The 19586-nt window shown below is 71.6% G+C and carries 18 protein-coding genes; 8 read left to right on the top strand and 10 right to left on the bottom strand.

The window, feature by feature from the left end; all coding sequences use genetic code 11:
* Positions 1–21: 21 nt before the first annotated feature.
* From fabG1 to OVA21_RS06870, 3 genes are read left to right on the top strand one after another with little or no spacing between them, the layout of a single operon-like run.
* On the top strand, positions 22–753 hold the full coding sequence (gene fabG1 / locus OVA21_RS06880; RefSeq protein ID WP_268092086.1) for a 3-oxoacyl-ACP reductase FabG1: 732 nt from the start codon (positions 22–24) through the stop codon (positions 751–753).
* A gap of 1 nt (position 754) precedes the next feature.
* Positions 755–1597: an NADH-dependent enoyl-ACP reductase InhA gene (gene inhA / locus OVA21_RS06875; protein WP_268092085.1), complete on the top strand. Its 843-nt coding sequence runs from the start codon at positions 755–757 to the stop codon at positions 1595–1597.
* 1 nt (position 1598) lies between these two features.
* Complete coding sequence (locus tag OVA21_RS06870) at positions 1599–2726, top strand: ferrochelatase (protein ID WP_235027905.1); 1128 nt, start codon at positions 1599–1601, stop codon at positions 2724–2726.
* A 35-nt stretch (positions 2727–2761) separates the two neighbouring features.
* Here OVA21_RS06870 and OVA21_RS06865 read toward each other — a convergent pair whose 3' ends face one another.
* Positions 2762–3574, bottom strand: a complete 813-nt coding sequence (locus tag OVA21_RS06865; RefSeq protein ID WP_268092084.1) for a hypothetical protein — start codon at positions 3572–3574, stop codon at positions 2762–2764.
* Between the two features lie 67 nt (positions 3575–3641).
* On the opposite strand from OVA21_RS06865, the gene OVA21_RS06860 reads away from it, so the two are divergent.
* Entirely contained in the window at positions 3642–4463 is an 822-nt protein-coding gene (locus OVA21_RS06860; RefSeq protein WP_268092083.1) for a DUF3097 domain-containing protein, read from the top strand.
* On the opposite strand, the gene OVA21_RS06855 is transcribed toward OVA21_RS06860, so the two are convergent.
* Positions 4447–5082, bottom strand: coding sequence for a TVP38/TMEM64 family protein (locus OVA21_RS06855; protein WP_227022273.1), 636 nt, complete (start codon positions 5080–5082; stop codon positions 4447–4449). The genes OVA21_RS06860 and OVA21_RS06855 overlap by 17 nt on opposite strands.
* A gap of 138 nt (positions 5083–5220) precedes the next feature.
* On the opposite strand from OVA21_RS06855, the gene OVA21_RS06850 reads away from it, so the two are divergent.
* The 3 genes from OVA21_RS06850 to meaB all read left to right on the top strand — a co-directional run bounded on the left by OVA21_RS06850 (position 5221) and on the right by meaB (position 10467).
* Entirely contained in the window at positions 5221–7059 is a 1839-nt protein-coding gene (locus OVA21_RS06850; RefSeq protein ID WP_268093121.1) for a methylmalonyl-CoA mutase family protein, read from the top strand.
* 1 nt (position 7060) lies between these two features.
* The gene (scpA, locus tag OVA21_RS06845) at positions 7061–9367 is read left to right on the top strand and encodes a methylmalonyl-CoA mutase (protein ID WP_096905466.1); all 2307 of its coding nucleotides are present in this window, start codon (positions 7061–7063) and stop codon (positions 9365–9367) included.
* Between the two features lie 92 nt (positions 9368–9459).
* Positions 9460–10467, top strand: a complete 1008-nt coding sequence (gene meaB, locus OVA21_RS06840) for a methylmalonyl Co-A mutase-associated GTPase MeaB (protein ID WP_069390501.1) — start codon at positions 9460–9462, stop codon at positions 10465–10467.
* A 149-nt stretch (positions 10468–10616) separates the two neighbouring features.
* Here the strand turns inward: meaB and OVA21_RS06835 are convergent, their stop codons facing one another.
* The 5 genes from OVA21_RS06835 to OVA21_RS06815 all read right to left on the bottom strand — a co-directional run bounded on the left by OVA21_RS06835 (position 10617) and on the right by OVA21_RS06815 (position 15285).
* On the bottom strand, positions 10617–11408 hold the full coding sequence (locus tag OVA21_RS06835) for a class I SAM-dependent methyltransferase (RefSeq protein WP_069390477.1): 792 nt from the start codon (positions 11406–11408) through the stop codon (positions 10617–10619).
* Between the two features lie 118 nt (positions 11409–11526).
* Positions 11527–12765 (bottom strand): RNA polymerase sigma factor, encoded by a 1239-nt coding sequence (locus OVA21_RS06830; protein WP_268093120.1) that lies wholly within the window; start codon positions 12763–12765, stop codon positions 11527–11529.
* 106 nt (positions 12766–12871) lie between these two features.
* Positions 12872–13237 carry a YciI family protein gene (locus OVA21_RS06825; RefSeq protein ID WP_268092082.1) on the bottom strand — a complete coding sequence of 122 codons (366 nt, stop codon included), beginning with the start codon at positions 13235–13237 and terminating at the stop codon, positions 12872–12874.
* A gap of 351 nt (positions 13238–13588) precedes the next feature.
* On the bottom strand, positions 13589–13786 hold the full coding sequence (locus OVA21_RS06820) for a hypothetical protein (RefSeq protein ID WP_067714393.1): 198 nt from the start codon (positions 13784–13786) through the stop codon (positions 13589–13591).
* 74 nt (positions 13787–13860) lie between these two features.
* The gene (locus tag OVA21_RS06815) at positions 13861–15285 is read right to left on the bottom strand and encodes an acyltransferase family protein (RefSeq protein WP_268092081.1); all 1425 of its coding nucleotides are present in this window, start codon (positions 15283–15285) and stop codon (positions 13861–13863) included.
* A gap of 208 nt (positions 15286–15493) precedes the next feature.
* Between OVA21_RS06815 and OVA21_RS06810 the strand changes: the two genes are divergently transcribed.
* Positions 15494–16540 carry an NAD(P)/FAD-dependent oxidoreductase gene (locus tag OVA21_RS06810; protein WP_268092080.1) on the top strand — a complete coding sequence of 349 codons (1047 nt, stop codon included), beginning with the start codon at positions 15494–15496 and terminating at the stop codon, positions 16538–16540.
* Here OVA21_RS06810 and OVA21_RS06805 read toward each other — a convergent pair.
* From OVA21_RS06805 to OVA21_RS06795, 3 genes are read right to left on the bottom strand one after another with little or no spacing between them, the layout of a single operon-like run.
* Complete coding sequence (locus OVA21_RS06805; RefSeq protein ID WP_268092079.1) at positions 16537–17556, bottom strand: nucleoside hydrolase; 1020 nt, start codon at positions 17554–17556, stop codon at positions 16537–16539. The two genes, OVA21_RS06810 and OVA21_RS06805, sit on opposite strands and share 4 nt — an antisense overlap.
* Positions 17553–18080, bottom strand: coding sequence for a mycothiol transferase (locus OVA21_RS06800; RefSeq protein ID WP_268092077.1), 528 nt, complete (start codon positions 18078–18080; stop codon positions 17553–17555). The genes OVA21_RS06805 and OVA21_RS06800 overlap by 4 nt, the downstream gene beginning before the upstream one ends.
* Entirely contained in the window at positions 18074–19567 is a 1494-nt protein-coding gene (locus OVA21_RS06795) for an SDR family NAD(P)-dependent oxidoreductase (protein WP_442778919.1), read from the bottom strand. The genes OVA21_RS06800 and OVA21_RS06795 overlap by 7 nt, the downstream gene beginning before the upstream one ends.
* Positions 19568–19586 lie beyond the last annotated feature (19 nt).

Below are 19586 nucleotides of genomic sequence, written 5' to 3'. Positions count from 1 at the left end.
CGGCTCGCTAGGGTGGAGGACATGGTTTCCGAGAGCACGCCCGGCACCACCCCCCGAACGGTCCTCGTGACCGGAGGCAACCGCGGAATCGGGCGGGCGGTGGCCGAGCGGCTCCATGCCGACGGCCACCGCGTCGCCGTCACGCACCGCGGATCCGGCGCCCCCGAAGGGCTCCTCGGAGTGCAGTGCGACGTGACCGACCCCGACTCAGTCGACGCCGCCTTCACCGCCGTCGAGGCCGAGTACGGCCCGGTGGAGGTGGTGGTCTCCAACGCGGGGACCACCGAGGACACCCTGCTCATGCGGATGAAGGACGAGCAGTTCACCAGCGTGGTGGACGCCAACCTCTCGGGCGCGTTCCGGGTGGCCAAGCGTGCCTCCCGCGGGATGTTGCGGGCCCGGTTCGGTCGCCTGATCTTCATCGGTTCGGTGGTCGGGCAGTCGGGCACCGCGGGGCAGGTGAACTACGCCTCGTCGAAGGCCGGGCTGGTCGGCATGGCACGCTCGCTCACCCGCGAACTCGGGTCCCGCAGCATCACCGCGAACGTCGTGGCGCCGGGTTTCATCGACACCGACATGACCGCCGGTCTCGATGACAAGACGCAGGAGCAGGCGATCGCGGCGATCCCGCTCGGACGCAAGGGGTCGGCCGGAGACGTGGCCGGGATCGTGAGTTTTCTCGCCGGTGACGACGCCGGCTACATCTCCGGGGCCGTGATCCCGGTCGACGGCGGAATGGGAATGGGGCACTGACATGAGCCAGACCGACACGGGCGAGAAGGTGGCGACCGGCTCCGGGCTGCTCTACGGTAAGACGATCCTCGTCACGGGCGTCATCACCGATGCCTCCATCGCGTTCCACATCGCCAAGCACTGCCAACTGCACGGTGCGCAGGTCATCCTCACCGCCTTCGGCCGCCCGTCGTTGGTCAAAGCCATCGCCAAACGCCTGCCCGAGCGTCCGCCTGTGATCGAGTTGGACGTCCAGAGTGAGGACGATCTGGCCGCGCTGGCCGACCGGGTGCGGGAGCACGCCGACTCGCTGGACGGCGTCGTGCACTCGATCGGGTTCGCGCCGCCCAGCTGTCTCGGGGATCCCTTCCTCGACGCGCCCTGGAAAGACGTGGCCGTGGCACTCGAGGTCTCCGCCTACTCGTACGCGTCGCTGGCGAAGGCCGTGCATCCCCTGCTGAACCGCGGTGCGTCGATCATCGGCCTGGACTTCGACCCCCGGTTCTCCATGCCGTTCTACAACTGGATGTCGGTCGCCAAGAACGCCCTCGAGGCGGTCAACCGGTACGTCGCCCGCGACCTGGGTCCAGAGGGGATCCGCTCGAACCTCATCGCCGCCGGGCCCGTCAAGACGCTCGCGGCGAAGTCGATCGCGGGGGAGGCACTCGGACCCGGTGGCGAGCTGGACCAGATGCAGGACGAGTGGGACCGGCGGGCCCCGTTGGGATGGGACGTCGACGACCCCACCGCGGTGGCCACGACGGCCGTCGCCCTGCTCTCGGACCTCATGACCGCCACGACCGGCACGGTGATCTACGCGGACGGCGGCGCGGGGACGGTCTCGTTCAGCGGACAGGAGAAGTGACATGACAGGAGCGACGGACGACACCGTGGGGCAGGACGACACCATGGGGCAGGTCGACGCCCTGCTCGTGCTCTCATTCGGCGGGCCGGAGGGGCAGGAGGACGTGATCCCGTTCCTGGAGAACGTCACCCGGGGCCGGGGGATCCCGCAGGAGCGCCTCGAGGAGGTGGCCACCCACTACCGCCACCTGGGCGGCCGCAGCCCGATCAACGACCTCAACCGCGAGATCATCGCGAATGTCGAGGCCGAACTGGCCCGCCGCGGCCGCGACCTGCCCGTCTATTTCGGCAACCGCAACTGGACCCCGTACCTCGAGGACACCCTCATGCGGATGAGAGACGATGGCGTCCGCACCGCGGCGGTGTTCGTCACCTCGGCATGGGGTGGATACTCCGGGTGCGGGCAGTACCACGAGGACATCGAGCGGGCACGGGGCGCGGTCGAGAACGCTCCCACGCTCGTGCGCCTGGGACAGTTCCACGACCACCCGAAGTTCGTCGATCGCTTCGCCGCCGACCTGTCACGTGCCCTCGAGGACGCCCGGCAACTGGCCCGCGACGCCGACTCCGACGGTGCCGGGGTCGGAACGGGGGGAGAACCCCGACTGGTGTTCACCGCACACTCCGTCCCGACCACTGCCGACGCCGCGGCCGGCCCCAAGAGACTCGGCGGTCACCTCTACAGCCGTCAGGTCAACGATGCCGCGCGTCTCGTCGCCGCGGCGGCCGGGGTGGACGAGTACGACGTCGTGTGGCAGTCCCGGTCGGGGCCACCGAGCGTGCCGTGGCTCGAACCGGACGTCGTGGACCACGTCCGAGACCTCGCGACGCATCAGGGGATACGTGACGTCGTGGTGTGCCCGGTCGGCTTCATCTCCGACCACGTCGAGGTGATCTGGGACCTCGACACCGAACTCGTCGAGGACACCGACGACCTCGGGGTGCGCATCACCCGGTGCGCGACCCCGGGCCCGTCTCACGAGTTCACCGAGATGATCCTGCAGATGCTCGACGAGGTCGAGACGGGGGAGCGGATCGAGCGGCTCGGTGACGTGCCGTCCCTGGGCTGTACCCGGAACGGCGCCCGGTGCGCGGTCGACTGTTGCCCGGCACCCTCGCGGAGAGCGTGACCTGACGCTCCGACGGTCCCGGTCCCCGGGCGTCGTCAGAAGGTTCTCAGCGCCGCCTCGCCGGCCGCGGCCACCGCGGACCGGCGTGCGGCGTCCTTCACCGCGACGAGTCGCCGGAGAACCGGCTCGCGCGCGGCGGGATCCACCCCGGCCTCCGGCTGTGCCAGCGCGACGGAGGTGATCGCCTCCACCCGGTCGATCCTGTCCACCAGCTCGAGGACGCGGGACGGGAGCCCGGCCGGCAGGCGGGTGACGTGGGAACGGATGTCGATCCGGGCCACGTCGTTGGTGCGTACGGCGGTGCGTTCGATGAGGTCGGCGGCCTCCACGACGGCTCCACCCAGGTCGGCGAGCGCCTCCGAGGGGCCGGCCGGTTGGGGCGCGACGGGGCAGTCATGGACCCCGCGCGCCCGCCACCGCAGCACCTCGGGATGCGGTTGGACGCAGGTCAGGCACACGGCGTCCCGTGAGCCGGGGTCGCGTACGAGGATCCCCCACCCGGCGTCGGCCACGTCCGCGCGAACCGACGGGACCGGCGGCAGGCTCGAGGAGTCCCCTGGCGCCGTCGTGAGCAGGGACAGCGCCTCCGGCGCCGGGTACGAACGCCCGGCGCGCCGCAGCGTCGTGACGAGCCCGGGCAGGAGTCCTGCCGGGCCGGCGGCGGGGGAGACCTCGGCGAGCATCGGGACAGGCGCTCCGACGATCTCCAGCAGGTGCGACTCCGCCAGGCCGGAGACGTACGAGGTCAACTCGTCGAACGGTTGATCCGCCCACGCGGTGCGCAGGAGGTACAGCGGCAGCGGCCACGCCGGGGACAGCGCGGTACTGCGGGTGAGGGGTCGGGACATGACGATCAATCCTACCGGCGGTGTGCCGCCGGCACCCCCGGCGCGGCGACGGCTACCGTGTCTGGCCATGGCAGACATGTACGGCTCCGACATCCTGTCCGGCACGGCGCGACGCCGCCGCCCGGAGGTCCCCGTCGTCGACGCCGAACGGGACCTGGTGGTGGAGGACGTCGAATCCGGGTTCTGCGGCGCCGTGGTGGGTTTCGACCGGTCCTACGACGGCGAGTTCGTCAAACTGGAGGACCGGCGCGGTCGGGTGCGCCTCTTCGCGATGACCCCCTCGGCGTTCCTCATCGACGGCTCCCCGGTCACCCTGCGGAAGCCGGCCCCGGCAACGCGGCGGGGGCCCGCGGTCACCGCGTCAGGGTCGCGGAAGGTCGAGGGACTGCGGGCCCGCTCGGCCCGCGCGGGGCGAATCTGGGTCGAGGGCATCCACGACGCCGCGCTCGTGGAGAAGATCTGGGGCCACGATCTGCGGGTCGAGGGCGTGGTGGTCGAACCGCTGCACGGGATCGACGATCTGCACGCGCTGGTCACCGAGTTCGGCCCCACCCGTCAGGCGAGACTCGGCGTGTTGGTGGACCACCTCGTCGAGGGCAGCAAGGAATCGCGGATCGTCGCCGGACTGGGGCAGGACGTCCTCGTGACCGGCCACCCGTACGTGGACATCTGGCAGGCGGTCAAACCCTCCGCCGTGGGGATCCGCGAATGGCCGGTGGTCCCCCGCGGCGAGGACTGGAAGACGGGGATCTGCCGGCGGCTGGGCTGGGGCGAACCCGCGGACGGGTTCCGCCACGTGCTCGCCTCCGTGAGCACCTACCGGGACATCGAACCCGCGTTGCTAGGAGCGGTGGAGAGGTTGGTCGACTTCGTCACCGAACCGGCCTGACCGGCAGCGTGGCGTCGAGGACCATCCCCACCAGTCCGATCAGTGCGAACCCAGCGGTGGCCCACAGTGCGGCCGTGCCGTCACCCTCGGTCAGGGAATGCCCCAGGAGAACCGCGGCGACGGTCCCGGGCGCACTGCCGATGAGGGTGGCCAGCAGGAACTGCGGGTAGGAGATCGAGGTCAGCGCGGCGGCGTAGTTGACCACCGAGAACGGCACCGCGGGTACCAGCCGCAGACTGCCCACCGAGAGCCACCCGCGCCGACGCAGTCGTGCGTCGATCGAGGCCACCCGCGGATCCGCACGCAGCGCGGCTGTCCGGTCGTGACCGAGGCGACGGACCCCGGCGAACGCCAGTGTCGCCGCGATGCCGGTGGCCACGAGAGACCACGGGATGGCCACGGCCGGGGTGAACAGGACCGCGGCGGTGTAGGTGAAGGTCGACCGGGGGATGGGCGAGACCGTGACGAGCGCGTAGGCGGCGAAGAAGGCAACGGGGAACCACGGACCCAGTCGCGTGGCCCAGTCACGGAACTGCTCCAGCCCCGGGGTCGGCACGAGGGTCGCGACCAGGACCACCAGCGCGACGGCCGCCACCCACGCCAACACCCGGTTCCGCACCGGGACGACTGTAGTCGCCGTGGTGCGGAGGTCGTCCCCCACAGGTCCCCCTCACCGCGAGGGCGTGTTCCGGCCCCGGTGGGGCTGGACTAGAGTCCGGGGGTGACCCCCTTCACTCCACACGAGAACGAGGTACCGGTGACCAGTTCGACCACAGGCCCAGACCTTCGCTCCTGGTACGCCTCTGTGGGAGCCGTCCTCGCGAAGGCCGCCCGCAAGGATCCCGCCGACATGCCCGAGGACGCCTGGCGCGCACTGGTCGCCACCACACGCGACGGCATCGAGATCAACCCGCTGTACACGCGGGAGGACGAGATCGCCGAGCGCCCCGCGCCCGGGCAGTTCCCCTTCGTCCGCGGCGGGGACCGGTCGGGGCTGCCCGAGAGCGGCTGGCACGTCAGCTCGCGCGTCGAGGTCACGGGGGAGGCATCGGAGGTCAACACCGAGATCCTGGACCTGTTGAACCAGGGGGTCTCGGCACTGTGGCTCACCGCCGAGCCCGCCGCGCTGGCAGCGGTCCTCAAGGACGTCTACCTGGATCTGGCCCCGGTCACCTTCGATTCCGGTGCCGGCCTGGTCGAGGTCGCCGAGTCGTTCCTCGCCCTGCTCGACGAGCGCCGCGAGGCGGGTGACGGGGTCGTCGACCGCGCCGCCGTCGTCGCCGACCTGGGGGCCGCGCCCGTGACCGCCGCCTACGCGGGGACCGGCACGATCGAGCTCGACGCCGCGGTGCAGCTGGCCACGCGCGTCACCGAGCGCGAGGAGACCATCCGGACCTTCGTCGCCGACGGCACGGTCTTCCACGCCGACGGCGCCGGCGACGCCCAGGAGTTGGCCTACGCCGTGGCCGCCGGACTGGAGTACGTGCGGGCGCTGATGTCGGCGGGACTGTCCGCCGCCGCCGCGCTGCGCCAGATCTCGTTCCGGCTCGCCGCCACCGATGACCAGTTCGCGTCGATCGCCAAGTTCCGCGCGGGACGGCTCATGTGGGCCCGCGTCGCCGAACTCCTCGGCGCTCCCGAGGCCGGTGGCGCTCCGCAGCACGCGGTGACCTCCATGGCGATGATGTCGCGCCGGGACCCGTGGGTGAACATGCTCCGGACCACCCTCGCCGCGTTCGGCGCCGGGGTCGGCGGCGCCACCTCGGTGACGGTCCTCCCGTTCGATGCCTCGGTGCCGGGGGGCCTCGAGAGCACCTCCCATGCCTTCGCCGCGCGTATCGCCCGCAACACCCAGCTCCTGCTGCTCGAGGAGTCGCATCTCGGACACGTCGTGGACCCGGCCGGTGGCTCCTGGTACGTCGAGTCGCTCACCGACGCGCTCGCCGACGCCGCGTGGTCGGCGTTGCAGACGATCGAGGCGGAGGGCGGCCTGACCGCCGCGATCTCCTCGGGGACCGTCGCCGACGCCATCGCCCGCGTACGCGAGGCACGCGACGCCGACATCGCCCACCGCACGGCCCCGATCACCGGTGTGTCCGAGTTCCCCGATCTCGACGAGCAGCCCCTCGACGCCTCTCGCCGTGGCGGCGACGACTACCGCTACGGCCGCGCGTTCGAGGACCTGCGGGACCGGTCCGACGCGCACCTGGAGGCCACCGGCTCCCGCCCGACCGTCCTGATCGCGGGCCTCGGCCCCCAGGCCGAGACGACTCCCCGCGTGACGTTCGTGGCCAACCTGCTCGCCGCCGGCGGCATCGAGGCACGCAATCCGGTCGTCACCGAGGCCGGGCAGTACGCCGGGGCGCACGAGGGCGAGCGGATCGCCGTGCTCTGCGGCGCGGACAAGCGCTACGCGACCGAGGGCGCCGACGCCGTCCGCGCGCTCCGGGACGCCGGGGTGTCGACGGTGTACCTCGCCGGCGCCGAGAAGGGCTTCCCCGCCGACGCCACCGACCGCCCGGACGGGTACCTGGCCCTCGGCATCGATGCCGTCGCCGCCCTGACCACCCTCCTCGACCAGCTGGGAGTGCAGTGACATGACGACCTTCCCCGATTTCAGCACCACCCCGTTGCGGGAGACCTCCGAGGGGGCGCCCCTGCCGGACGGTGTCGAGACCACGGCCGACCACGAGGTGGGTCCCGGCGTCGACGCGGACCCGACGTGGGAGACGCCGGAGGGTATCGACGTCAAGCGCGTCTACACCAAGGCCGACCGTGACGCCGTGGAGGCGGGCACCGCCCCGACCGACGACGGCGAGGAGGTCACCCCCTTCCCGTTGGACACGGTGCCGGGTGCGGCACCCTTCCTCCGCGGGCCCTACCCGTCGATGTACGTCAACCAGCCGTGGACCATCCGCCAGTACGCGGGGTTCTCCACGGCCGCTGAGTCCAACGCCTTCTACCGGCGCAACCTCGCAGCCGGCCAGAAGGGCCTGTCGGTGGCGTTCGACCTGGCCACGCACCGTGGGTACGACTCCGATCACCCGCGGGTCGCCGGCGACGTCGGCATGGCCGGGGTGGCGATCGACTCCATCCTGGACATGCGCGAGTTGTTCGACGGCATCGACCTGTCGTCGGTGTCGGTGTCGATGACGATGAACGGCGCCGTCCTGCCGATCCTCGCGTTCTACGTGGTGGCGGCCGAGGAGCAGGGGGTGACGCCGGACCAGCTCGCGGGGACCATCCAGAACGACATCCTCAAGGAGTTCATGGTCCGCAACACCTACATCTATCCGCCCAAGCCCTCCATGCGGATCATCTCGGACATCTTCGCCTACACGTCGAAGATGATGCCGCGCTTCAACTCGATCTCCATCTCCGGTTACCACATCCAGGAGGCCGGTGCGACGGCCGATCTCGAGCTGGCGTACACGCTGGCCGACGGCGTGGAGTACCTCCGCGCCGGTCTGGACGCCGGGTTGGACATCGACAAGTTCGCGCCCCGCCTGTCGTTCTTCTGGGCCATCGGCATGAACTTCTCCATGGAGATCGCCAAGCTGCGCGCGGGGCGTCTGCTGTGGAGCGAGCTGGTCGAGAAGTTCGGGCCGAAGAACGCCAAGTCCAAGTCGCTGCGGACCCACTCGCAGACGTCGGGGTGGTCCCTGACCGCGCAGGACGTCTTCAACAACGTCGCGCGGACCTGCATCGAGGCCATGGCGTCCACCCAGGGTCACACGCAGTCGCTGCACACCAACGCCCTCGACGAGGCTCTGGCACTGCCCACCGATTTCTCCGCGCGGATCGCCCGCAACACGCAGTTGCTCCTGCAGCAGGAGTCCGGGACCACGCGGCCGATCGACCCGTGGGCCGGCTCGTACTACATCGAGTGGCTCACCGCCCAGCTCGCCGACAAGGCCCGTCTGCACCTCCTCGAGATCGAGGAGGCCGGCGGCATGGCCCAGGCGATCGGGGAGGGCATCCCCAAGCTCCGCATCGAGGAGGCCGCCGCCCGGACCCAGGCGCGCATCGACTCCGGTCGTCAGCCCGTGATCGGCGTGAACAAGTACGTTGTGACCGAGGACCAGGAGATCGACGTCCTCAAGGTCGACAACTCCCGGGTCCGCACCGAGCAGCTGGCGAAACTGGACAAGCTGCGGGCGGAACGGGACGAGGACGCCTGCCAGGCAGCCCTCACCCGCCTGACCGAGGCCGCCTCCGGCGGGGCGAGCAGCGATATGGACAACAACCTCCTCGCCCTCGCGATCGACGCGGCCCGCGCGTACGCCAGCATCGGGGAGATCTCCGACGCGCTGGAGAAGGTCTACGGTCGTCACAAAGCGGAGATCAAGACCCTGTCCGGTGTGTACCGGCAGGAGGTCACCAAGGAGGGCGCCGTGGACAACGTCACCCGGGCCATGCGGATGGCCGATGCGTTCGCCGAGCAGGAGGGACGCCGTCCCCGCATCCTGCTGGCCAAGATGGGACAGGACGGCCACGACCGCGGTCAGAAGGTCGTGGGCACCGCGTTCGCCGACCTCGGGTTCGACGTCGACATGGGCCCGTTGTTCCAGACGCCGGAGGAGGTGGCCCAGCAGGCCGCCGACGCCGACGTGCACGTTGTGGGCGTGTCCTCCCTGGCCGCGGGCCACCTGACCCTGGTACCCGCACTGCGTTCGGCGCTCGCCGGGGTGGGGCGCGAGGACATCATGGTCACGGTCGGTGGCGTCATCCCGCCGGGTGACTTCCAGGAGCTCTACGATGCCGGGGCCGCCGCGATCTACCCGCCGGGCACCGTGATCGCCGAGGCCGCCATCGGGCTGCTCGACGCGCTCGCCGGCGAGCTCGGCCACGACCTCTCGTCGGCCGCCTCGGGTGAGGGGGCCGGCTCGGAGGTGACGTCCTGACCCGCCTCGGCTCCGGACCCGACCCGGCCGGTTCGGGCAACCTGTCGGGCAGTCTGTCTACCACGGCCGGCACCGGCTCGGTGCGTGGACCGGTGCCCTCGGCCACCGGGCCACGTCCGCGGCGCGAGATCGATGTCGACGCACTGCTCGCCGGCGTGCTCGAAGACCACCGCCCGGTCCTTGCCCGCGCGATCACACTGCTGGAGTCCACGAACCCGGCGCACCGGGAGAAGGCCCAACAGCTCCTGTTGGGCGCGCTGCCGCACGCCGGTGGGGCGCTGCGGATCGGCATCACCGGGGTGCCGGGGGTCGGCAAGTCGACGTTCATCGAGTCCTTCGGCCTGTACCTGGTGGAGCAGGGCCTCAAGGTCGCGGTCCTCGCCGTCGACCCGTCGTCCACCCGCACCGGCGGCTCGATCCTCGGCGACAAGACCCGCATGGCCACCCTGTCCACGGAACCGAGGGCCTACATCCGGCCCTCGCCCACGTCCGGCACGCTCGGGGGCGTGGCCAAGGCCACGCGGGAGACGATGGTCCTGCTCGAGGCCGCCGGGTTCGATGTGATCCTCGTGGAGACCGTCGGTGTCGGCCAGTCCGAGGTGACTGTGGCCGGGATGGTCGACTGTTTCACGTTCCTCACCCTCGCCCGCACCGGCGACCAGCTGCAGGGCATCAAGAAGGGTGTCCTCGAGTTGGCGGACATCGTCGCGGTGAACAAAGCGGACGGCCCGCACGTCAAGGACGCCACGCGGGCCGCCCGCGAACTCGGGGCCGCCCTACGGTTGGTGCGTCCTGCCGACGCGGTGTGGAAGGTGCCCGTCCTGACCATGTCGGGACTGGAGGCCGAGGGACTGGACCGCTTCTGGGACGCCGTCCGCTCGCATCAGGACACGATGAACGGGATCGGCGAGGTGGAGGCGCGGAGGGCGCGTCAGCAGGTGGACTGGACGTGGTCCATGGTCCACGACACGCTGATGGCCCGGCTGGCCGCCGATCCGGAGGTGCGCAGGATCGCCCCGGAAGTGGAGCAACAGGTCCGCGAGGGCACGCTCACCGCGGCCCTTGCGGCGCAGGCCATCATCGACGCCTTCGACTCCTGAGCCCCGCCGGGCACCGTCTTGCGCAGTGCGCAGGCCGCGCACCCCCGGCCTGCCCCGGCGAGATCCGCTACTCTCCCTACCCGTTCGCTACCCCGATTCGGATAGCGGATCCGGAGGGAGAGTAGCGGATTTCGTGTGCCGCGGCGTGGTCAGCGTTTGCGCAGTACGAACCCGACCGCGCTCATGTGCTGGTCGTGCGCGACGAAGGTCCTGCGCATGGCGAGAACTCGTCGGCGGGCGTCCGCGTCGCGGAGGAGGTTTCGGACGATCCGGGCCACGCCGACGATGCCCTCGTCGGCGAGGACACGGCGGGGCTGGAGCAACGCCATCGGGCGGAGTTCGGTGCTCTCGACCTCGAAGCCGGCCTCGTCGAACAGGTGGGTCCACTCCGCTACGGTCAGTGGCCGCGCGTTCACTCGGATCGAACGGGCGAGGTCCTTGCGGATACCCGTCTTGATCTCGTCGTCCAGGGTGTCGGGGACCAGGCACAGTTCGTGGACCAGGTACCGCCCGTCCGTCCCGAGCACCCGGCTGGCCTCGGCCACGATCTGCCGCTTGGCCGAGTCGCCCTGCATGGTGAGCATGGCCTCGCCCACGACGATGTCGGCGGACGCGGTCTCCAGACCGGTTTCCTGGGCAGTCGCCACCACCAGTTCACCCCGGCCTCCGATTGCGTGGCGCGCGACGGCGACGGCGTCGGCATCCGAGTCCACGCCCACATACGAGGCCGGGCTCTCGTCGAGCAGCAGTGTCGCTGTCAACCCCAGTCCGGGAGCGAACTCCACTACGCGTTTGCCCGTCACGGTGGTGGCCGAGACGAGCCAGCCGGACAGTTCCTTACCGCCCGGACGAAGGACCTTCTTGCCCATACGCGCCAGGAGCCAGTGCCCGGCGACGGACTCGGGGTCCCGGTCGTGCTGGGGGAGCGGACTGGCGGTCATGTGGGATCCTCCTCGGGGATACGGCGCCGACACCTGGAGGTCGCGGCGTGAGGTTAGCCTAACCTCCCTTGGGTCGAGGGGGAAGGGAAGGCGAGTCGAGCTACGCGACGCACGAGCTTCAGGCGTCCCACCAGCGCTGCAGGAGGTAGTCACGCTCGGCGTCGTTGCGGGCGAGTGCATGGGCGCGGACCCACGCCCGGCGCGCCTCCTCCGGACGCCCGAGCAACTCCAGGGTGACCGCCCTCGCCTCGTGGAACGGGTGGTGCTCGGCGAGCGCCGGGTCCGCGGACAACTCGTCCAGGTGGGCGATCCCCACCTCCGGCCCGTCTCGTCGCCCGATGGCCACCGCCCGCGCCATCCGGACCACCGGGCCGGGAGCGAGGATCACGAGCACATCGTAGAGGGCCACGATCTGCCGCCAGTCCGTCGACGCGAAGTCCTGGGCCTCGGCGTGCACGGCGGCGATGGCGGCCTGAACGGAGTACGGGCCCGGGCCGCCCGCGGCAGCCTGCTCTGCGAGCGACAGGCCTTCCTCGAGCAGAAGACGGTCCCACGTGCGGCGGTCCTGGTCCGGCAGGGGAACGGGCATCCCGTCGCGACCGGTCCGAGCGGACGCCCGTGCCTCGATCAGCACCATCAACGCCAGCAACCCGGTGACCTCCGACTGCGTGGGCATCAACCGGTGGACGATGCGGGCCAGCCGGATCGCCTCCTGCGTCAGATCCGTCCTCAGGTGACTCGCCCCCTCCGTCGCGGCATACCCCTCGGAGAAGACGAGGTAGATCACGGTGAGAACGGCCGAGAGCCGGTCGGGAAGCTCCGCGCTCCCGGGTACCCGCACCGGGATCCGGGTAACCCGCATCCGCTTCTTCGCCCTGACCAGCCGCTGCTGCATCGTGGGCACCGGCACCAGGAACGCCTGGGCGATCTCGGCGGTGGTCAGCCCCGCCAGGCACCGGAGCGTGAGCACGACCTGCTCCTCGACCTTCAGGGTGGGGTGGCAGCAGGCGAAGAACAGCTCGAGACGCTCATCCGGAATCTCGTCCGGGTCCGCGGGCGAGACCTCCACCGCACGGGCCGCCCGGTGTTCCTGCTCGACGTGCAGCCGGGCCAACCGCTCCGTCAGAGCCCGCTGTCGCCGGAGTCGGTCGATCGCCTTCCGCGCCGCGGTGGTCATGAGCCAGGCCAGGGGCTTGTCCGGCACACCGGTGACCGGCCACTTCTCCAGCGCGGCCGCGAAGGCGTCCTGCGTCGCGTCCTCCGCGAGGTCGAGGTCGCCGAACCGCGCCACGAGAGCCGCGAGCAGTCGCGAGCGGTCCTCCCGGCGCAGCGCGCCGAGCACGTCGCGAACCGCCAGACCAGGGGCCGCGCTCTCGCACTCCCCGGGTCGGCGGTCACCGGGCGCCCCGCGCTCGGTGCCCACGGCGTCTCCTGGTCCCTCGGTCACCGGTGCCCGGCGTCCGTCAGTACTCTGCGATGGCCCGGACCTCGACCCGGCCACCATGCACTCCCGGGCATCGCCGCGCCCACGCGAGCGCCGCGTCGATGTCGGGCACGTCGATGATGATCGTGCCCCCGACGAACTCGCGGCTCTCCGCGAACGGACCCGAGGTGATGACGGGGTCGCCGCCACCGGCGGGGGCCGCGAGACTGACCGCGGTCTCCGGGTCGTGCAGGGCGAAACCGCCGGCGAGGACCCCCGCGGCCTCGAGTTCGGCATCGAACGCCATGAACTCCTCCGGTCCGGGCCCCTCGACGGCACCCTCCGGCCCGGCCTCCCCGCACCGGACGTCGTCGATGTTGCCGAAGAGTAGAAGCACGTACTTCATGTCGATCTCCTGACTGTGACTGGTGGATGCCGGCCGCGGTGAAGTGCGCCGACACCTTCATGACGAACGGGCACCCGAAGATCGACAGGTCCGCGGAAGGAATCTCCGCGCTCGCGGATTCCGCTCCCGGGGCATCCGCGCCGGAGATGTCGCCCGCGGCTGTCTCAGAGGCCGCGCGACTACACTCTCGCGGGCACACGAGGCTCACAGCCGTCAGGGTCGGATGCACACGCCGGCATGCTCACCCACACGCGGCAGCTCGTCTGTGAACGACGCGGACGCGAATGGAGTCGGACAGGAGACGACGGGGGAGACGACAGATGCCGACTCCGAGCCCGCCGACGCTCCGGTTCAGTACCGTTCGTCCGGCACCCGACGGCTCCGCGAGCGCATCGCGAACAGCAGACCGATCACGAAGAGCACCACACCGGCCACCATCAGGATCACCGCGAGGGTGTTCGAGTCGATACCCGGAATGCTGATCTCGACCGCGTACATGAGTATCGCGCCGAGCACCACGAGGACCACTCCGCCGCCGATGTAACCCATAGCTGTTCTCCTTCGTCGTGAGCGTGCGCGTGTCCGCGCTTGTGCGCTCACCCTACGAGAACACGGCGCCGAATTCAGGGGTGCGGGGAGAGCAGCTTTCGTGCCGGTTCCTCGATGAACCGGTGGCTCGCTGCGCCCGCGGCCAGCGAGCCGGCCACGGTGACGGGCCAGATGACCCCCATTCGCTGGTCCCATAGCCGCGTGCGGGTGAGGGGGAACGCGGCGTGCAGGACGAGCTGATGCCACAGGAAGATTCCGTACGACCAGGTGCCGACCTTCTGCAACGGCGCGGACTCCAGGACCGGGAACCGCGTGCCCTCCGGGGCGAGGACCACCGGGGCCAGGACGAGGAACGCCATCGTGCCCGCCAGACCGGTCCGGGCCGCGAACTCGACGGGGCCCGGGTGGACGAATCCCTCGGAGAACCATCCGGGAACGGTGGTGGCGACCAGGGCAGCGCCGCCGGCGAGCCACCACCCCCACCTCGCGAGTCGATCGCGACACATCCGGGCGAGCGTGCCGGGGGGCGCGGTGACGACCTCGGCCAGCAGCATCCCCGCGGCGAACCAGGCGGCGAACGACGGCGGGAGGATCTGGACGTTGACGTCGGCCGGCAGGATGCCGAGGGCGTGCCACGGGAGCATCGGGAACACGAGACCCGAGGCACCGAACGCGGCGATCGCCGGGATGCGCCACCGGGCGGAGTCGCCGCGCAGGTCCTTCATCGCGGTCCACAGCAGCGGGAAGGCGAGGTAGTACGCCATCTCCACGGCCAGCGACCACGCGTGCGTCAGCCCGGCCACGAGGAAGTTCGACGTGTAGATCTGCGTGAGCGTCAGGTTGGCGATCCAGGAATCCGGGCCGTTGACGTGGTTCTGCTCGAGCAGCAGCATCGCGGCGGCGACCAGCACCGCGTACGACGGCAGGATCCGCACGAGACGCGAGCGGAGGTACTCGCGGGTCGGCCGGGCGGTTCCCGGCTCGTCCCTGCGCGCGTGGGCGGCGTGGGCTCGCCACAGCAGGAACCCGGATTTGGCGAAGAAGACGGCGACCGCCAGGTCGAGTCGCCCGAACAGCCGTTTGACGGGTGACCCGGTGGACGCGCGGGTGACGAAGGCGACGTGGGTGGTCAGCACCCCGACGGCCGCGAGGCCACGGATCCCCTCGAGGGCGGGGACGAATCCCCGGGCCCCGGCGAGTCGGCGTGGCGCCGAGCCGGCCGAAGTCGTGTCCCTGCCCGCCGGGTATCCCGAACGGGTGGCCGTCGCGTGGCCCGCACCCTCGGAGGACGCCGCACCGGGGCCTGCCGCCGGTACGGTCACCTCGGCGCGTTGCCGGATCCGCCTACGCACGGTCTCCCGCGCGGTGGCCACGGCGTTCCGGACGGTGGCCACCGCAGGCTCGGCCTCGCCGGAGGCCACCGCTGCGCGACGTGCGGAGACCCCGGCGACGACCGCCCCGCCCGCGACGACGATCAGGGCGGTGGTGACAGACCTCATGGACTCTCCCGGGGCGGTGAGGTGGGATGACGGCGGTGTCCGGGAGGGCCCAGAGGCCGCCCGGAACATCCGGAGGAGCCTAACACCGGTTCTAGTTCCGTCCATCGACCGCCCGCGCCTCCGTGTCCGATCACTCCGGGGGCGGGCCGGTGGTCGGTCGGCACCGGTTTTCGTAGGGTGGCATCACCCGTTTCCCGATCGGAGAGCCATGACCGACGCCCCCACCGACCCCGGGTCCGACGCCGTGGACGACCACCCGCCGGAGGCCGTGGACGTCCTGGTGATCGGCGGGGGCCCGGCGGGCCTGTCGGCCGCCACCTGGGTCGGCCGGTATCAGCGCTCCACCCTGCTCGTCGACGCCGGGTGCCAGCGCAATCTCGCGGCGCAGCGGATCCACGGCATGCTCGGCACCGGCCCCGCCACACCCGCCGAGTTCTACGCCGACGTCGACGAGGGTCTTCGCGAGTACCCGACCGTCCGACGACTCGGTGGAGTCGTCACCGACCTGGTCAGGGAATCCGACGACCGGTTCGTCGCCCGAATCGCACCCGGCGCCACAACGGATGGTGGTGACGAGAACCCCGTCACGGTCACCGCCAGGCGGATCATCCTCGCCACCGGCGTGCGCGACCGGCTACCCGACCTCGCGGGGATCGACGACCACTACGGGGTCGACGTGCACCACTGTCCCGCCTGCGACGGCCTCACCGCCGCCGGCCGGCGGATCATCGTGCTCGGCGTGGGCGCGCATGTGCCCGCCTACGCGTCCGAATTGCTGGACTGGGCGTCGGAGGTGGTCATCGTCACCGAGAGCGACTCCGACCCGGCTTTCGACGACGACCAGCGGGCCGCCTGCGCCGAGCACGACATCGAGGTGGTCGACGGGGTCGCCCGGGAGCTCGTCGGCGACCCCGGCCAGCTGGAGGGGGTCCGGCTCGCGGACGGGAGGGTGATCGCGGGGTCGAAGGTGTTCTTCTCCTACGCGCACCACCCGACGAACGAGCTCGCGACGTCCCTGGGCTGCGAGCTGGACGACGAGGGCGGTCTCACCGTCAACGCGATGCAGCTGACCAGCGTCGACGGCGTGTACGCCGCCGGCGACATCGTGACCGGCCTGCAGCTCGTGCCGATCGCCGTGGGCACCGGCGCCGCGGCCGGCGTGGCGTGCGCGACCTCGCTGCGCGGGCACGCCACCGCCGAGTGCGTTCCCGACCCGGCACCGCCGACCCGGAACTTCACGCGGCCGGACAACTAGCCGGGCCGGCCCGCCACCGAGACGATCGCCGCGCAGATCTCGTCCAGGACCGCGTCCGGCCCGCCCGGCACCAGCACGTCGGTCGCGATGCGGGCGTTGTCCACCCGGCGCCGGTGCCCGCGGACGTCCGCCACCGTCATGCCGCGAGTGTGCTCGCCCGAGCACTCGACCCGTACGTTCGCCGGCGCGGCCACCACCGCCTCCGGGTGCAGGGCCATCCACGCGACGAACGGGTCGTGGACCTGCGCCAGGTATCCCTCCCCGACGGAGTCGTGGAACTCGAAGTAGAACCGCAGGGCCTCGGTCAGCCGCCGCGCCAGCGGGGAATCCGTGGCCTCGAGGAGCCACTCCGACCGCTCGGGGGTCCATACCGCGCGTTCGGTGAGGTTCAACCCGCACCACAGCGGGGTCGGCACCGCGGGATCGGCGGTGCGCGCGTCCTCCCACGCCCGGCACACGCGGTCGGCGGCCTCGGGGTCCACGTCGACGTTCCATTCGCTGACCGGCGTGGTGTTGCCCGGGTGCCCGCGGAACGTCCCGCCCATCACCACCAGCCCGCACAGCAACCGGGGGAGTGCGGGGTCGAGTGCCAGGGCATGGGCCAGCGTGGACGAGGGACCGGTCACGATCCCCACCAGCTCACCGGGGTGGGCGCGCGCCGCGTCCACCCAGAGTCGCGCACCGTCGCGCGGATCGACCGACCTCGTCGTCGTCGCCCTCGTCGTCGTCAGTTCGGCGTACCCGGCCCCGCGGGGGCCGTGCGTCTCGGGGGTGAGCACGTGGGGCACGGCGATCGGGCCGGGCGCGCCGGCGGCCACCGGGAGCCCCGGCGCGCCCGCGAGGTCCAGCCACGCACACGCGTTGGCGACCGTGTCCTCCGACCCGACGTTGCCGGCCGTGCACACCACGCCGGTCAGCTCGGTCCGCCCGGCGCGGTGCTCGGCCACCAGGTAGGCGATCGCCAGGGCGTCGTCGATGCCCGGGTCGCAGTCGAGCAGCACCGGGGTGCGGCTCACCGCGAGCGGCCCCGGGACAGCAGGACGTCGCGGGTCACCTGCAGCTGGCCGGTGTGGGCGGCGACCTCGTGCAGGATGTGGCCCACGACCCACTCCGGGGTGAAGGTCCCCGCCCGGCGCGCGGCGTCGACGGCGACCGTGGTCCCGGCGGGAGTGGCCAGATCGCCCCGTCCGACCGCCGCGGCGACCCACCCGGGAAGCCGGTCGATCAGGGCGCCAAGCCGGTCGAGCTCCGGCCCCACCGGTCCGGTGAAGGCGAACTCGGCGTCACGATCCCGGACGATGTCCTCACCACCCAGGCAGGCCGCACCCCAGGAGGCGAGCACCCCGCACAGGTGGTGGACGAGCGAGGCGGCGGAGTTGGTGGGCCACTCGGAACCCTCGTCGGTGGGCCGCGAGTGCACCAGCGTGTCGGGCCCGTCGCCGCCGAGATCGGCCACCGCGGCGCGGATCGTGGGCAGCAGCTCGTCGGCGAGGATCCGGCGGGCGGCGTCGACGTTCACGGCGGCGTCGACGTTCACCACGGGCTGGGCTCGAAGTCCTTGAGGAAGCAGCCGTAGAGGTCCTCACCGGCCTCGCCGCGGACAATCGGGTCCACCACGCGGGCGGCGCCGTCGACGAGGTCGAGAGGCGCGTGGAAGCCCTCCTCGTGCAGCCGGACCTTGGTGGTGTGCGGGCGCTCGTCGGTGATCCAGCCGGTGTCCACGGCGGTCATGAGGATGCCGTGTTCGGTGAACATCTCCTCGGCGGAGGTGCGCGTGAGCATGTTGAGGCCCGCCTTGGCCATGTTGGTGTGCGGGTGGCCGGCGCCCTTGTAGCGCCGCGAGAACTGTCCCTCCATGGCGGAGACGTTGACGACGTACTTGCGGCGCGCCTTCGAGGCCGCCATGGCGGGGCGCAGGCGGGAGACGAGGATGAACGGCGCCACCGAGTTGGCGAGCTGCACCTCGAGCATCTCCATCGGCTCGACCTGCTCGACCGTGGCCACCCAGCTGTTGTGGTCCACCACGTCCGGCAGCAGCCCGCCGGCGTCGATGGCGGTCCCGGCGGCCATCCGCTCCAGCGAGGACGAGCCGGCCTGCAGCGCCAGGGTCGCGATGTGGTCGGCCTCGCGCTCGGCCTCCTCGGACCCGATCAGCGCGGACTCGCCGCCCATGAGCGCGGCCGGGTGCAGTTCGGAGGTGCGGCCCATGGTGACCACGGGGATGTCGGCGGCGCGGCCGGTGAGGGCGGCCGACTCGCCCTCGACGAGCCCGGAGTACGACCCGGGGGAGCGGCGCACGGTCTGGGCCGCGTTGTTGATGAGGATGTCCAGCGGGCCGCCGGCGGCGACCTCGTCGGCCAGCGCCACCACCTGGGCGGGGTCGCGCAGGTCCACGCCGATCACGTGCACGCGGTCGGCCCACTCGGAGTGGTCGTCCATCGAGGCGAACCGGCGGGCGGCGTCGCGGGGGAAGCGGGTGGTGATGGTGACGTCGGCGCCGGCGCGCAGCAGCATCAGGGCGATGTACATGCCGATCTTCGCGCGGCCGCCGGTGAGCAGGGCCCGCCGGCCGGTCAGGTCCATCTCGGGATCCCGCCGGGCCCGGTTGAGCGCGGCGCACCTCGGGCACAGCTGGTGGTAGAAGGCGTCGACCTGGGTGAAGCGCTGCTTGCAGACGTAGCACGCCATCGCGCGCTGGAGGTGGCCGGCGACGGCGCCCGGGGTGGCGGAGACCAGTCGGATGCCGGCGGTCTCGTCGTCGATCCGGGTGGGTGAGCCGGTCGCGGTGGCCTCGATGACAGCCTTGTCCGCCTCCTGGCGGGCGCGACGCACCTCGGCGCGGCGCGTCTTCTTGAGGAGCTTGAACATGTGGCCGACCGACCGCTGCACCCGGATGGAGTCGGGGTGGTCCTCGCCGAGCGCGGCGGCCTGGTCGAGGACGCGCAGGCAGATCTCGAGGTCGCCCGGGTCGATACCGCTCGGGTCGATACCGCCTGGATCGAAACTGTCTGGGTCGATGCCGGTCACCCCGATACGGTACGACGAC

The organism is Dietzia sp. SL131, assembly GCF_026672565.1.
GTDB classification, from domain to species: domain Bacteria; phylum Actinomycetota; class Actinomycetes; order Mycobacteriales; family Mycobacteriaceae; genus Dietzia; species Dietzia kunjamensis.
Note: the sequence above shows the minus strand (reverse complement) of the source record. Positions and strands in the feature narration are given on the sequence as shown.

Bases quoted from the DNA above. Each gene is read 5' to 3' on its own strand.
- fabG1 (WP_268092086.1), top strand. From the start codon at position 22: ATGGTTTCCGAGAGCACGCCCGGCACCACCCCCCGAACGGTCCTCGTG.
- OVA21_RS06820 (WP_067714393.1), bottom strand. From the start codon at position 13,786: ATGGGTTACATCGGCGGCGGAGTGGTCCTCGTGGTGCTCGGCGCGATA.
- OVA21_RS06815 (WP_268092081.1), bottom strand. From the start codon at position 15,285: ATGAGGTCTGTCACCACCGCCCTGATCGTCGTCGCGGGCGGGGCGGTC.
- OVA21_RS06835 (WP_069390477.1), bottom strand. From the start codon at position 11,408: ATGACCGCCAGTCCGCTCCCCCAGCACGACCGGGACCCCGAGTCCGTC.
- OVA21_RS06860 (WP_268092083.1), top strand. From the start codon at position 3,642: ATGGCAGACATGTACGGCTCCGACATCCTGTCCGGCACGGCGCGACGC.
- OVA21_RS06870 (WP_235027905.1), top strand. From the start codon at position 1,599: ATGACAGGAGCGACGGACGACACCGTGGGGCAGGACGACACCATGGGG.
- inhA (WP_268092085.1), top strand. From the start codon at position 755: ATGAGCCAGACCGACACGGGCGAGAAGGTGGCGACCGGCTCCGGGCTG.
- scpA (WP_096905466.1), top strand. From the start codon at position 7,061: ATGACGACCTTCCCCGATTTCAGCACCACCCCGTTGCGGGAGACCTCC.
- OVA21_RS06825 (WP_268092082.1), bottom strand. From the start codon at position 13,237: ATGAAGTACGTGCTTCTACTCTTCGGCAACATCGACGACGTCCGGTGC.
- OVA21_RS06810 (WP_268092080.1), top strand. From the start codon at position 15,494: ATGACCGACGCCCCCACCGACCCCGGGTCCGACGCCGTGGACGACCAC.
- OVA21_RS06865 (WP_268092084.1), bottom strand. From the start codon at position 3,574: ATGTCCCGACCCCTCACCCGCAGTACCGCGCTGTCCCCGGCGTGGCCG.